Annotated in this window: 16 protein-coding genes and 1 other RNA gene; 12 read left to right on the forward strand and 5 right to left on the reverse strand. The window is 64.8% G+C overall.

What is annotated here, in order from left to right; translation table 11 throughout:
• Nucleotides 1-49: 49 nt before the first annotated feature.
• From ubiD to RT028_RS12560, 4 genes are all read left to right on the forward strand, one after another.
• Entirely contained in the window at nucleotides 50-1,516 is a 1,467-nt protein-coding gene (ubiD, locus tag RT028_RS12545; protein WP_312935264.1) for a 4-hydroxy-3-polyprenylbenzoate decarboxylase, read from the forward strand.
• Nucleotides 1,516-2,484, forward strand: coding sequence for a CDP-6-deoxy-delta-3,4-glucoseen reductase (locus RT028_RS12550; protein WP_312935265.1), 969 nt, complete (start codon nucleotides 1,516-1,518; stop codon nucleotides 2,482-2,484). The genes ubiD and RT028_RS12550 overlap by 1 nt, the downstream gene beginning before the upstream one ends.
• 137 nt (nucleotides 2,485-2,621) lie before the next feature.
• The gene (locus RT028_RS12555) at nucleotides 2,622-3,272 is read left to right on the forward strand and encodes a gamma-glutamylcyclotransferase (RefSeq protein ID WP_312935266.1); all 651 of its coding nucleotides are present in this window, start codon (nucleotides 2,622-2,624) and stop codon (nucleotides 3,270-3,272) included.
• 245 nt (nucleotides 3,273-3,517) lie between these two features.
• Nucleotides 3,518-3,925 carry a flagellar basal body-associated protein FliL gene (locus RT028_RS12560; protein WP_312935268.1) on the forward strand — a complete coding sequence of 136 codons (408 nt, stop codon included), beginning with the start codon at nucleotides 3,518-3,520 and terminating at the stop codon, nucleotides 3,923-3,925.
• Between the two features lie 23 nt (nucleotides 3,926-3,948).
• Here the strand turns inward: RT028_RS12560 and RT028_RS12565 are convergent, their stop codons facing one another.
• Nucleotides 3,949-4,401 (reverse strand): EVE domain-containing protein, encoded by a 453-nt coding sequence (locus tag RT028_RS12565; protein ID WP_312935269.1) that lies wholly within the window; start codon nucleotides 4,399-4,401, stop codon nucleotides 3,949-3,951.
• Between the two features lie 173 nt (nucleotides 4,402-4,574).
• Between RT028_RS12565 and RT028_RS12570 the strand changes: the two genes are divergently transcribed.
• On the forward strand, nucleotides 4,575-4,724 hold the full coding sequence (locus RT028_RS12570) for a hypothetical protein (protein ID WP_312935270.1): 150 nt from the start codon (nucleotides 4,575-4,577) through the stop codon (nucleotides 4,722-4,724).
• Here the strand turns inward: RT028_RS12570 and RT028_RS12575 are convergent.
• From RT028_RS12575 to RT028_RS12590, 4 genes are all read right to left on the reverse strand, one after another.
• Nucleotides 4,709-5,350, reverse strand: a complete 642-nt coding sequence (locus tag RT028_RS12575; RefSeq protein WP_312935272.1) for a 5-formyltetrahydrofolate cyclo-ligase — start codon at nucleotides 5,348-5,350, stop codon at nucleotides 4,709-4,711. The genes RT028_RS12570 and RT028_RS12575 overlap by 16 nt on opposite strands.
• An 81-nt stretch (nucleotides 5,351-5,431) precedes the next feature.
• A non-coding RNA gene (ssrS, locus tag RT028_RS12580) (6S RNA) lies at nucleotides 5,432-5,610 on the reverse strand.
• A 17-nt stretch (nucleotides 5,611-5,627) separates the two neighbouring features.
• The gene (locus RT028_RS12585; protein ID WP_312935274.1) at nucleotides 5,628-5,945 is read right to left on the reverse strand and encodes a cell division protein ZapA; all 318 of its coding nucleotides are present in this window, start codon (nucleotides 5,943-5,945) and stop codon (nucleotides 5,628-5,630) included.
• The gene (locus RT028_RS12590; protein WP_312935287.1) at nucleotides 5,942-6,124 is read right to left on the reverse strand and encodes a TIGR02449 family protein; all 183 of its coding nucleotides are present in this window, start codon (nucleotides 6,122-6,124) and stop codon (nucleotides 5,942-5,944) included. The genes RT028_RS12585 and RT028_RS12590 overlap by 4 nt, the downstream gene beginning before the upstream one ends.
• Before the next feature lie 179 nt (nucleotides 6,125-6,303).
• Between RT028_RS12590 and RT028_RS12595 the strand changes: the two genes are divergently transcribed.
• The 7 genes from RT028_RS12595 to RT028_RS12625 form a co-directional block, all read left to right on the forward strand.
• Nucleotides 6,304-6,858 (forward strand): YecA family protein, encoded by a 555-nt coding sequence (locus RT028_RS12595; protein WP_312935275.1) that lies wholly within the window; start codon nucleotides 6,304-6,306, stop codon nucleotides 6,856-6,858.
• A gap of 24 nt (nucleotides 6,859-6,882) precedes the next feature.
• Entirely contained in the window at nucleotides 6,883-8,217 is a 1,335-nt protein-coding gene (pepP, locus tag RT028_RS12600; protein WP_312935277.1) for a Xaa-Pro aminopeptidase, read from the forward strand.
• A complete protein-coding gene (gene ubiH / locus RT028_RS12605) occupies nucleotides 8,214-9,413 on the forward strand; it encodes a 2-octaprenyl-6-methoxyphenyl hydroxylase (protein ID WP_312935279.1) in 1,200 nt (399 codons plus the stop codon). Before pepP ends, ubiH begins: the two co-directional genes overlap by 4 nt.
• A complete protein-coding gene (locus RT028_RS12610) occupies nucleotides 9,410-9,892 on the forward strand; it encodes a DUF4442 domain-containing protein (protein ID WP_312935281.1) in 483 nt (160 codons plus the stop codon). Before ubiH ends, RT028_RS12610 begins: the two co-directional genes overlap by 4 nt.
• Before the next feature lie 3 nt (nucleotides 9,893-9,895).
• Complete coding sequence (locus RT028_RS12615; protein WP_312935282.1) at nucleotides 9,896-11,119, forward strand: 2-octaprenyl-3-methyl-6-methoxy-1,4-benzoquinol hydroxylase; 1,224 nt, start codon at nucleotides 9,896-9,898, stop codon at nucleotides 11,117-11,119.
• A 115-nt stretch (nucleotides 11,120-11,234) separates the two neighbouring features.
• Nucleotides 11,235-12,236, forward strand: a complete 1,002-nt coding sequence (locus RT028_RS12620) for an extracellular solute-binding protein (protein ID WP_312935284.1) — start codon at nucleotides 11,235-11,237, stop codon at nucleotides 12,234-12,236.
• Nucleotides 12,237-12,580: 344 nt separating this feature from the next.
• Nucleotides 12,581-13,362 (forward strand): ABC transporter permease subunit (locus RT028_RS12625; RefSeq protein ID WP_312935285.1); only part of this gene is annotated, 782 nt, incomplete at its 3' end.

Consider the following 13,362-nt stretch of genomic DNA (forward strand, 5'->3'; position numbering starts at 1 on the left):
CCCGTCAGAGCGGGTAGGATGTACGCCTATTTTCTAACTGGCATGGTCGATGAAATTCAAGGATCTTCGGGATTTCGTGCAGCAGCTTGAGCAGCGCGGAGAGTTGAAACGCATTCAGGTGCCCATCTCGCCGGTGCTTGAAATGACCGAAGTGTGCGACCGCACCCTGCGCGCAAAAGGCCCGGCGTTGCTCTTCGAAAAGCCCACCGGCTTCGATATCCCGGTGCTGGGCAACCTGTTCGGCACGCCCGAGCGGGTCGCCATGGGCATGGGCGCCGAATCGGTGAGTGAGCTGCGCGAGATCGGCAAGCTGCTGGCGTTTCTCAAGGAGCCCGAGCCGCCCAAGGGGCTGCGCGATGCGTGGTCCAAGCTGCCGATCTTCAAGAAGATCATTGCCATGGCGCCCAAGGTGGTCAAGGACGCGCCTTGCCAGGAGATCGTCGTGGAAGGTGACGACGTCGACCTTGCCAGCCTGCCCGTGCAGCATTGCTGGCCGGGCGACGTAGCGCCGCTGATCACCTGGGGCCTGACGGTCACCAAGGGGCCGAACAAGGAGCGTCAGAACCTGGGGATCTACCGTCAGCAGGTGATCGGCCGCAACAAGGTCATCATGCGCTGGCTGAGCCATCGCGGCGGCGCCCTGGATTACCGTGACTGGTGCGACAAGCACCCGGGCCAGCCTTTCCCCGTGGCCGTGGCCCTTGGCGCCGACCCTGCGACCATCCTGGGTGCGGTCACGCCGGTTCCCGACAGCCTGTCCGAATACGCCTTCGCCGGCCTGCTGCGTGGCAACCGCACCGAGTTGGTGAAGTGTCGCGGCAACGACCTGCAGGTGCCGGCCACTGCCGAGATCGTCCTGGAAGGGGTGATTCATCCGGGCGAAATGGCCGATGAAGGGCCCTACGGCGATCACACCGGCTACTACAACGAAGTCGACAAGTTTCCGGTGTTCACGGTGCAGCGCATCACCCACCGGATCAAACCCATCTACCACAGCACCTACACCGGGCGGCCGCCGGATGAGCCGGCGATTCTCGGGGTGGCGCTGAACGAAGTGTTCGTGCCGATCCTGCAGAAGCAGTTCCCGGAGATCGTCGATTTCTATCTTCCGCCTGAAGGTTGCTCTTACCGCATGGCGGTGGTGACCATCAAGAAGCAGTACCCGGGGCATGCCAAGCGCGTGATGTTGGGTGTCTGGTCGTTCCTGCGACAGTTCATGTACACCAAGTTCGTTATCGTCACCGACGACGACATCAACGCCCGTGACTGGAATGATGTCATCTGGGCCATCACCACGCGCATGGACCCCAAGCGTGATACGGTGCTGATCGACAATACCCCGATCGACTACCTCGACTTCGCGTCGCCGGTCTCGGGGTTGGGATCGAAAATGGGCCTGGATGCCACGCACAAGTGGCCGGGCGAAACCACGCGTGAATGGGGGCGGGCCATCGTCAAGGACGAGGCCGTCACCCGACGTATCGATGAGCTGTGGGATCAGTTGGGAATAGAGTGATGCAGGTGACCTTGCAGCCTTCCGGGGCGGTGCTTTCGCTCGAGCCCGGGGAACGGATTCTGGATGCAGCGCGGCGCCTGGGCTATGACTGCCCGAGCAGCTGCCGCAATGGCAATTGCCATGTGTGTGGGGCGTTGCTGGTCGAGGGGCGGGTGCGCCAGGACGGCGAGGTCCGTGATCACGGCGAGCTGTTCACCTGCATCGCGCAACCGCTCGAAGACTGCGTGCTGCTGTGGGACGGCGTGCTGGCGCTGGGTGAGCTGCCCGTGCGCACGCTGGCCTGCACCCTTACCGAGTGTGTCGAGGTCGGCGGCGACGTGTGGCGTGTGCGCCTGCGTGCACCGGCGGGCAAGGGGGTGCGCTACCACGCTGGCCAGTACCTGATGATCGAACGTGAAGGGGCGAGCAAGGCGGCATTTTCGCTGGCCTCGGCGCCCCATGGCGGGCGCGACCTGGAGTTGCACATATTGGCGCGCGAAGCGGGCGCACGGCTGCTGATCGAACAGTTGCAGCGTGACCGCATGGCACGCATCGAGATGCCCTTTGGCGACGCGCACCTGGCCGAGCTGCCTGAGGGGCCGCTGGTGCTGATCGCCGCCGGAACCGGCATGGCGCAGATGCACAGCCTGCTCGAACACTGCCGGGCGCAGGACTTCAACTACCCGGTGCACCTGTACTGGGGCGTACGCCGGCCCGACGATTTCTACGAGATCGAGCATTGGGACGAGTGGGCACAACGGCCCAACCTGTTTCTGCACAAGGTGGTCAGCGACGCGTGTGGCTGGGAAGGGCGCTGCGGGCTGCTGCACACCGCCGTTTGCGAAGACATTGCCGAACTGGCAGACGTGCACGTCTATGCCAGCGGCTCCCCAGCCATGGTCTATGCCACTCTCGATGCGCTGGTCGAGGCGGGGATGGACGCGCATCAGATGCGCGCCGACGTCTTCGCCTACGCCCCTCGCCCCTGATCACCACGCGCACGCCTCACACCCGAGGCGTGCGCGCATGAAAGTTCCCGTTTTCTGCCGTACGGTGAATCCGCTGCCGCATCACTGAGTTAGAGTTACAAGCTTCTGTGGTTTATGAGAAGCAATGGCGGCGCATCATGTTGGCAAGTGAACCCGATCGTTGGACAGTGGCTTACCCACCGCGGCTCGATTTCGGCCAGCAACTGACCGAAGAGCAGTTGCACCATTCCATGCGCAGTACCCTCTCGCGGCATACCGGCGGGCCGGTCTGGCTGTTCGCCTATGGCTCGCTGATCTGGCGGCCCGAATGCACTGCGCTGGAGCGCCAGCGGGCGCGGGTGCATGGCTATCATCGGGGCCTTTATTTGTGGTCTCACGAGCATCGCGGCACGCCGCAGACCCCGGGTCTGGTGTTTGGTCTGGACCGGGGTGGTTCATGCAGTGGCTTCGCTTACCGCCTGGACGATGGCAACCTGCAGGATTCGCTGATGGCGCTCTGGCGGCGCGAGATGCCGTACCCGGCCTATCGGCCCCACTGGCTCAACTGCCGTCTGCACGACGGTAGCAAGGTGCAGGCGCTGGGTTTCGTGCTGGAGCGGCATCTGCCGTGTTACGCCGGCAACCTGCCTGACACGCTGTTGGGTGAAATCCTCGCCTGCGCCAAAGGCCGCTTCGGCACTACCCGCGATTACGTCGAGCAGACCCTGCAGGCGCTGCGCACCTATCAGATGCCAGACCGCAACCTGGAGGCGCGCTTCAAGCGCTGCCACAGCCTGCGTCAGGGGTGATCCCTGCCGCCTGCGGCTGCAGCGGCAGATACTACCGCCTCGACGCCGGCGTGCTCGAGCAGCCAGGGTTTCGCAGTGCATGCATCTGCGCGCACTCTTTCTTTTGCATGCCTGGCCGATATCCCGGAGAGGGCGCCTGCGGGTTCGGTGATCGTGGCGGCGCCTGACGGGCGTTGCATCAGCCAGGCTTGGGTTTGCCCAAGGGGCTGGTAAGCTGCCCGCAATCTTTGTTGAGGAGCTGAGTCGTGAAAGCGTGGATCTTGATGGTGCTGGCCCTGACCCTGCCCCTGGCAGCGGTGGCCGAAGAAGAAGCCAAGGAAGGTGAGGCCAAGGTGTCGTACTACAGCCTGACGCCACCGTTCGTGGGTAACTATGCCCTCGACGGCAGCCCCAAGCTGCACGTTTACAAGGCCGACGTGGCCTTGCGCGTCACCGGTGCCGAGGCGGCCGCAGCCGTGAAGCTGCACGAGCCGCTGATTCGCAATCAGCTGGTGGCGCTGTTCACGCAACAGACCGTCGACAGCATGAGCAACGTCGAGTCCAAGGAGCGCCTGCGCCAAGAGGCCTTGAAACAGGTCCAGCAGGTGCTTGAGGCCGAAGAGGGCAAGCCGGTGGTCGAAGACCTGCTGTTCAACAACCTGATCGTTCAGTAATCACTCGCAGCGCGTGGGTGCGATCAGGTCGCCAGCGCCATGATGGCCGCCCACTGCTCATCGCTCACGGGCATGACTGACAGGCGGCTGCCCTTTTGCACCAGCGCCAGCTCCGCCAGCGCGCCTTGCTGTTTCAGCAGCCCCAGGCTCAACACGCTGCGAAACGTCCGTACGTGGGCAACATCCACGGCGCTCCAGGGATTTTTCTCCGGGCTGGCCTTGCTGTCGTGGTAGGGGCTGTCTGCGTCGAGCGCCGTTGGGTCGGGGTAGGCGGCGGCAGTGACCTGCGCAATGCCGGCGATACCTGGCGCCGGGCAGCTCGAGTGGTAGAAGAAGAAGGTGTCGCCTATGCTCATGGCCCGCATGAAGTTGCGCGCCTGATAGTTGCGAACGCCATCCCAACGGGCCTGGCCCAATCGGTTCAGCGCCTCGATCGAGAGCTCTTCGGGCTCGGACTTCATCAGCCAATGGGCCATGGCAACTGCTCCGGACAATAACGGTATAAAACTGTTTCATGAAACCGACCGCCGGTCGATAACAGTGTTTGCCTGGCGGCCCGGGTTAGCGGAAAATGCGCCCGATTTTAAAGCTAGCTGCCCCGTCGACGCCTGGCGCGACAGGGTAATTCTGTTTGCCTGGGGGGCAATCGATGAACAAACGCAAACTGGATCTGCTCTGGATCCTGGTCTTTATCTTCGGCCTTGGTGTAGTGACGACCGGTTATGCGCAAAGCCTGCTCGAGCGCAAGCTCGATGCCGCCTATCAAACCCCCGTGGTGCAAGTTCAGTCGCCCCGTTGAGCCAGGTTCCCGGCCTGTTCATCCGCGGCCAGGTACCACGCGCTGTCAGAAACCGTACCCAGTAGCGGCACATCCCAGCTGGCCTGCTTGAGTCGCTCGACCTTCTGGCATTCATGCGCCAGGCCCAACAGCAGCGGTTTTTTCCAGGTTGTGCGCCGCGACTGGTAGGCCAGGCTGCGGTCATAGAAGCCACCCCCCATCCCCAGTCGACCTCCCGACTCATCGAAGCCCACCAGCGGCAGCAGGATCAGGTCCAGCGCCCAGATGGCGCGCTGGCGTGTGCGGTTGACCACAGGCTCGGCAATGCCGAAGCGGTTGGGACGCAAGCGCTCGCCCTGCTCGAAGCGCTGAAACACCATGTGCGTGCGCGGCCAGGCATGCAGAACGGGCAGATAGGTGCGCTTGCCGCGGCGCTGGGCTTCGCGCAGCAGCCACTTCGGATCGATTTCACCGTCATTGGGCAAGTACAGCGCGATGTGCCGGGCGCGGCGGAACAGCGGATGCTGGGCCAGCTGGCGATACAGGCCGCGGGCGGCATCGCGCTGTTGCGCAGGCGTCAGCGCACGGCGCGCGTTACGCAGCAGGCGACGAAGCTGGGGACGGGTGAGCGGCGCGGTGTCGGTCATGGCACAGGCGGTCTCGAGCGTGCTGGCCGCCGTGGGCGGCCCAGACGAAACGCCCGCCAGAGAAGGCGGGCGACAGAATTCAGGCTCCCCGACAAGACCGCTATCGGTGTAGCCCTTGAACCCGAAAGTTCAAGGTGGAGATCACAGGAGGCGTTAAGGCTTTCCGTCGAGCGGACATGCACACCTGCCTCACGTGCAACCCCCGTGGTTAAGCGTATCGGCTCAGGGACATAACCGACTGGCGCATCCATCAGGGAGTGGCGCCAGTATACCTACCTCAGTCGATTTTGGTACCCGTGTCGTCGGACAAAGCCTGATCGACACGATCGAGCAGATTGCGTACCTGCTCGCGCGTTGCCCCTGCCGGCGCAGCATCCGGGGTTTCCTGACGATGCAGCAATTCGTGGGTGATGTTCAGTGCGGCCATGACCGCGATACGGTCGGCGCCGATCACTTTGCCGCTGCTGCGGATCTCGCGCATCTTGCCATCCAGGTAACGCGCCGCGCCCACCAGGTTGCTGCGCTCCTCGGGGGGGCAGATGATGGAGTAATCCTTGTCGAGGATCTGCACGGTGACACTGTTGGGTGAACTCATGAGTCTTGCTCCAGGGCCTTGAGGCGCACGATCATCGATTCGACCTTGCGCTTGGCGATCTCGTTCTTTTCGATGAGGTGGGTGCGCTCCTCACGCCAGGATTTTTCCTGCGCCATTAGGAGTGCATTTCGCCGTTTTAGTTGCTCGACCCGCTCGATCAGTACTTCGAACCGGCTCATCAGCGCTTGCAGGTCGTTCTCTTGAGTGGGTTGCACTCGCTTCACTCCATGGTTGAGTCGCCCAACGATCACCTTTGGTGGCCTGCCGGACCGGCGTGCCGATGGTCTTGGCGCGTCTGCCGGTGCTAGGATACAAGGCTTCCATTCTAGACATCGCGCCGTCTGGCGCCTAGTTACCCATGCCCAATACCAATTCGCCTTATACCGCCTTCGCCAGCCTGCTTTCGAGCAACGGCCATCCCGTTTCCCCGGCCGAGCTGCACGGCCTGCTGCTGGGGCGCTGCTGCGCCAATGCCGGCTTCGAGGCCGAAGCCTGGCTGGCAGACGCCGCCCAACTGCTCGAAACCGAACCGGCAGACGGCGTGCGCAATGCCTTGCTTGGCCTGCAGGAAATGGTCAAGGGGGAGCTGACCGGCGAAGACATCGCCATCGTCCTGCTCCTGCCCAGCGACGATGCGCCGTTGCTGGAACGCGCCGTGGCACTCGGCCAATGGTGCCAGGGTTTCCTCGCCGGCTTCGGTCAGAATTCCGGTGGCCTGGACCTGAGCACCGACGCCAAGGAAGTGCTGCAGGACCTGGTCGCGATCTCCCAGGTGCAGGAAGCGCTGGAAGAGTCCGAAGACGGCGAGAGCGATTACATGGAGGTCATGGAGTACCTGCGCGTGGCGCCACTGCTGCTGTTCACCGAGCTGGCCAAGCCGGCTGCGCCTGAGCCCAAGCCTTCGTTGCACTGATCAACCCTGGGGGTCGTTTTGCCCATGAGCCACATACCCAAGGCCGAATACGCCCGTCGGCGCAAGGCGCTGATGGCGCAGATGGTCCCCAACAGCATCGCCATCCTGCCGGCTGCCGCGCTGGCCATCCGCAACCGCGATGTCGAGCACGTGTATCGCCAGGACAGCGACTTTCAGTACCTCAGCGGCTTTCCCGAGCCTGAGGCGGTCATTGCCCTGATTCCCGGGCGTGAGCACGGCGAGTACGTGCTGTTCTGCCGTGAGCGCAACCCCGAACGCGAACAGTGGGACGGCCTGCGTGCCGGCCAGGAAGGTGCGGTGCGCCTGCACGGCGCCGATGACGCGTTCCCCATCAACGACATCGACGAGATCCTCCCGGGGCTGATCGAAGGCCGCGAGCGGGTCTACAGCGCCATGGGCAGCAACCCCGAGTTCGATCGCCGGCTGATGGACTGGATCAACGTCATCCGCTCCAAGGCGCGCCTGGGCGCGCAGCCGCCGAACGAGTTCGTTGCCCTGGATCATCTGCTGCACGACATGCGCCTGTATAAATCAGCCGCGGAAGTGAAGGTGATGCGCCTGGCCGCCGAGATCTCTGCCGGCGCGCACATCCGCGCCATGCAGGCCTGCCGCGCAGGCTTGCGCGAATACAGCCTGGAAGCCGAGCTGGACTACGCGTTCCGCCGTGGCGGCGCGAAGATGCCGGCCTATGGCTCCATCGTCGCCGCAGGTCGCAACGGCTGCATCCTGCACTATCAGGAAAACGACGCGCTGCTCAAGGACGGGGACCTGGTGCTGATCGACGCCGGCTGCGAAATCGACTGCTATGCCAGCGACATCACCCGCACCTTCCCGGTCAGCGGGCGCTTCTCGCCGGAACAGAAAGCGATCTACGAACTGGTGCTCAAGGCCCAGCACGCAGCTTTCGCTGAAATTGCCCCCGGCAAGCACTGGAACCACGCCCACGAGGCAACGGTGCGTGTCATCACCGAAGGCCTGGTCGAGCTGGGCCTGCTCAAGGGCGAGGTACAGGCATTGATCGACAGCGAGGCGTACCGCGCCTTCTACATGCACCGCGCCGGCCATTGGCTGGGCATGGACGTGCATGACGTCGGCGACTACAAGGTCGGCGGCCAGTGGCGCGTGCTGGAGCCGGGCATGGCGCTGACGGTCGAGCCAGGTATCTACATCGCCGCTGACAATGCCAGCGTGGCGAAGAAATGGCGCGGCATCGGCGTGCGCATCGAAGACGATGTGGTGGTCACCCGCAGCGGCTGCGAAATCCTCAGCGGCGGGGTGCCGAAGACGGTTGCCGAAATCGAGGCCTTGATGGCCAATGCCCGCGGAGAGGCTGCATGAAGCGGGTCAATCTGGCGATCATCGGCGGGGGTCTGGTCGGCGCCAGCCTGGCGCTGGCGCTGCAGGCCGGCGCCAAGGCGCGTGGCTGGAGCATCCTGCTGATCGAACCCTTCGCGCCCGGCGACAGCTTCCAGCCCAGCTACGACGCTCGCTCTTCGGCGTTGTCGTACGGCACGCAGCAGATCTATCAGCACCTGGGCCTGTGGGCACAGATCGAGACCCGCGCCGAACCCATCCGGCAGATCCAGGTCTCGGACCGCGGCCGCTTCGGCTCGACCCGCCTGGATGCGCAGGAAGAGGGCGTTCCGGCCCTGGGTTTCGTGGTGGAAAACGCCTGGCTCGGCCAGTGCCTGTGGCAGGCGCTGGACCCCGAGGTGGTGAGCTGGCGGTGCCCGGCCGAGGTCACCGCGCTGCACGCGATCGAGCAAGGCTACCGGCTGCGCCTGGACGATGACACCACCCTGGACTGTGACCTCGCCGTGCTGGCTGACGGTGGCCGCTCCGGCTTGCGCGAACAACTGGGCATCCACGTACGCAGCCGTCCTTATGAGCAAAGCGCGTTGATCGCCAACGTCTCACCCGGTCAGGGCCACGAGGGCCAGGCGTTCGAACGCTTTACCGAACAGGGCCCGATGGCCTTGCTGCCATTGCCCGACAACCGCTGCGCGCTGGTCTGGACCCGTCAGGGCATGGACGCACGGCGCCTGGCCGACCTCGACGAGCGCGCGTTCCTGCGTGAATTGCAGGCAGCCTTTGGCTATCGCCTGGGCGCGTTTCGTCAGGTCGGCGCGCGGCACCTGTATCCGCTGTCGCTGATCGAAGCGCAAGAACAGGTCCGCCCGCACCTGGTGGTACTGGGCAACGCCGCGCACAGCCTGCACCCGATTGCCGGGCAAGGCTTCAACCTGTCGCTGCGAGACGTCCAGGCCCTGGCCGACGCGCTGCTTGCCGGGCCCGCCGTGCCCGGCGATCTGGCCACCTTGCAGGGTTACCTGCACCGGCAACGTCTCGACCAGACCCTGACCGTGGGCTTTTCCGACCAGGTCACCCGCCTGTTCGGCAGCACCCGCGGCGCGCTGGCCACTGCGCGCAACCTCGGCCTGCTCGGGCTCGACCTGCTGCCACCGGCGAAAAGCTGGTTCGCCCGTCAGGCCATGGGGCTGGGCACGCGGCCTGAGCCGCGGGGCGGGGTATGAGCGATCCGCGCAAGCGTGCGCGTCGCGCGCGGATGCTGCGCTGGCTGCTGAATCTCTACCCGCCCTACCTGGGCGCGGGTGTGCGCGTGCTGTCGATCAGCCCGGACCTGCGGCACATCCAGGTGCGCATGAAGCTCACGCTGTGGAACCGCAACTATGTGGGCACGCAGTTTGGCGGCAGCCTGTATTCGATGGTCGATCCGTTCTACATGCTCTTGCTGATCGAGCAGTTGGGCAGCGAGTACATCGTCTGGGACAAGGCCGCCAGCATCGACTTCATCGCGCCTGGCAAAGGCACGGTGTACGCCGAGTTCGAGGTCGATGACGCCTTGCTCGACGACATCCGCCAACAGACCGCCGGGGGCAAGAAATGCCTGCCCAGGCTTCAGGTCGACATCCGTGACGAGGCCGGGGAACTGGTCGCGCGGGTCGACAAAACTCTTTATGTGCGGCTCAAGCCGCAAACAAGGCAGGCGTAAAGCATGGAAACCCGCGCAGATCTGGTGATTGTCGGTGCCGGCATGGTGGGCAGCGCCCTGGCCCTGGCACTGCGCCACAGCGGTTTGCAGGTGCTCTTGCTCGATGCCGGCCCATTGACAGTGGAGCCGTTCGCGGCCTCGGCGCCGTTCGAGCCACGGGTCAGCGCGCTGTCTGCGGCCAGCCAGCGCATCCTCGAGCGCCTGGGGGCCTGGGAGGGTATCGCGGCCCGGCGTGTGTCGCCCTATTCGGACATGCACGTGTGGGACGGCACCGGCACCGGCGAAATCCATTTCTCCGCCGCCAGCGTGCACGCCCATGTGCTCGGCCATATCGTTGAAAACCGTGTGGTTCAGGACGGTCTCATCGAGCGCCTGCAAGGCAGCGACATCGGGCTGTTGCCGGGTACGCGCCTGGAGCACCTGCGCCGCTCCGGCGATGACTGGCTGCTGACGCTGGCCGATGGTCAGCGCATACGCAGCCCCTTGGTGGTGGCCGCCGACGGCGCGCATTCGGCAGTGCGTCGGCTGACCGGCAGTGAAACCCGCGAGTGGGACTACCTGCACCACGCCATCGTCACCAGTGTGCGCTGCAGCCAGGGGCATCGGCGTACAGCCTGGCAGCGCTTCACCGATCACGGGCCGTTGGCGTTCCTGCCGCTTGAGCGCGACGGTGCGCAAGACTGGTGCTCGATCGTCTGGTCGATCACCCCGCAAGAGGCCGAGCGCGCCATGGCCCTGGACGATGCCAGCTTCTGCCTGGCGCTCGAGCACGCCTTCGAGGGGCGCCTGGGTGGCGTGCTGCACGCCGACCCGCGCGTCTGCGTGCCGCTGCGCCAGCGCCACGCCAAGCGCTATGTGGCCGAAGGCCTGGCGCTGATCGGCGATGCTGCGCACACCATTCACCCGTTGGCCGGGCAGGGCGTCAACCTGGGCTTTCTGGATGCAGCGGTGCTGGCCGAAGAGCTGCTGCACGCGCGTGAGCGCGGCGAGCGCCTGGCCGACCTGAAGGTGCTCAGCCGCTACGAGCGCCGGCGCATGCCGCACAATCTGGCGCTGATGGCGGCCATGGAAGGCTTCGAGCGATTGTTCCAGAACGATCGGCTGGCGCTGCGCTGGTTGCGCAATGCCGGCTTGAAGCTGGTCGAGCAAGTGCCCGATGCCAAGGCGCTGTTCGTGCGTCAGGCGCTTGGCCTGACCGGCGACCTGCCGGCTTTGGCCCGGGCTTGACCCTGGCGCGCAGCCCTTGCTGCGCCTCGGCAACATCCGGTAACTGCTCAGCGGGTGAGCTGGCGAATAAGAACCACTACCCTTTGCGCCTCTCATGTCCCGAGGAGCGCTTTCCATGTTGTCACGCAAGCCTGTCTGGGCCTTCCTGGCCCTCTCCCTGTTCGGCGGTACTGCCCAGGCAGCGGACGAGGTGGTGGTCTATTCCTCGCGCATCGACGAGCTGATCAAGCCGGTCTTCGATGCCTACACGGCCAAGACCGGCGTCAAGGTGAAGTTCATCACCGACAAGGAAGCGCCACTGATGCAGCGCATCAAGGCCGAAGGCCAGAACGGTGTGGCCGACCTGCTGCTCACGGTCGACGCCGGCAACCTCTGGCAGGCCGAGCAGATGGGCATTCTGCAACCGATCAAGTCCAGCGTCATCGACCAGAACATCCCTGCGCAATACCGCGCCTCGTCCCACGACTGGACCGGCCTGAGCCTGCGCGCGCGAACCATCGTCTACGCCACCGAGCGGGTCAAACCCGAGGAACTCAGCACCTACGAGGCGCTGGCCGATGAGCAATGGGAGGGGCGCCTGTGCCTGCGCACGGCCAAGAAAGTCTATAACCAGTCGCTGACCGCCACGCTGATCGAGACCCACGGCGAAGGCAAAACCGAAGAGATCGTCAAAGGCTGGGTCGACAACCTTTCCACCGACGTGTTCTCGGACGACAACGCGGTGCTGCAAGCCATCGCTGCCGGGCAGTGCGATGTCGGTGTGGTCAACACCTACTACTTCGGGCGCATGCACAAGGCTGACCCGAAGCTGCCGCTCAAGCTGTTCTGGCCCAACCAGGGCGACCGTGGCGTACACGTCAACCTGTCCGGCATCGGCCTGACCAAACATGCCCCACACCCGCAAGCGGCCACCCGCCTGGTGGAATGGATGACCGGTGAAGAGGCGCAGAAACTGTTCGCCGACCTGAACCAGGAATTCCCGGCCAACCCCAAGGTGAAGCCGTCTGACGAAGTGGCGGCCTGGGGCAGCTTCAAGGCCGACAGCATCCCGGTCGAGGTGGCCGGCAAGCGCCAGGCCGAAGCGATCCGGCTGATGGACCGCGCAGGCTGGAACTGAGGCGAGGGCTGGATGCGCCGCGCATATGTCTGCGACCGCGGACCCGTTGCAGGCGCGACTGTAGGAGCGGCTTCAGCCGCGATGGGCGGCATAGCCGCCCTAGCGCTGCGACCTTTTATCTACATGAAGTCATGGGCGCCTGCATAACGCCGGCTACTCCGACCACCGCCGCAATACCATCCTCACAAAACAACCCATAACGTCTTGATTCAACCAAGATTCGCAAAAGCGCCCTGTCCAGCGCTCCAGTCAGTCGCAAAGCCGCCCTGATACCCGCAGCGCAGATTCAACGACACGCCCCTGGCGGCGTGAACAACAGCCCAAACGATACCGAGAGCCCTGCTGTGTCCCATGCCCCACAACGCCGCTGGTACGTGCCTGTCGGCCTCTGCGCTGCCCTGGTGCTGCTGCCGCTGAGCGTACTGGCTTTGTCATGGCAGAGCATCGACCTGCAAATCTGGTCGCACCTGCTCGACACGCAGATGAGCCGCCTGCTGGGCAATACGCTGACGCTGGTGCTGGGCGTAGGCGCTGGCGTGCTGCTTCTGGGGGTCAGCCTGGCCTGGCTGACCAGCCTCTGCGAATTCCCCGGGCGGCGCTGGCTGGATTGGGCGCTGATGCTGCCGTTCGCCATTCCGGCTTATGTCCTGGCGTTCGTCTTCGTCGGCCTGCTGGACTTCGCCGGCCCCGTGCAAAGTGCGCTGCGGGAAGTGTTCGGGCCCATGCGCCTGCCGCGGGTGCGCTCCACCGGCGGGGTCATCGTGGTACTGGTGCTGGTGTTCTATCCCTATGTCTACCTGCTCGCACGCAGCGCCTTTCTGGCGCAAGGGCGGGGCCTCATGGAGGCCGCGCGCGTGCTCGGCCTGTCGCCGCTGCAGGCGTTCTGGCGAGTCGCGCTGCCCATGGCGCGGCCGGCGATCGGTGCAGGTATCGCCCTGGCCCTGATGGAAACCCTGGCAGATTTCGGCGCGGTGGCGGTGTTCAACTTCGACACCTTCACCACAGCGATCTACAAGACCTGGTACGGCTTCTTCAGCCTGTCCAGCGCAGCCCAGCTGGCCAGCTTGCTGCTGCTGTTCGTCATGCTCGTGCTGTATGGCGAGCGGCGGGCGCGGGGCGCTGCGCG

Origin of the sequence: Pseudomonas sp., assembly GCF_032058845.1 — a bacterium.
Lineage (GTDB): Bacteria > Pseudomonadota > Gammaproteobacteria > Pseudomonadales > Pseudomonadaceae > Aquipseudomonas.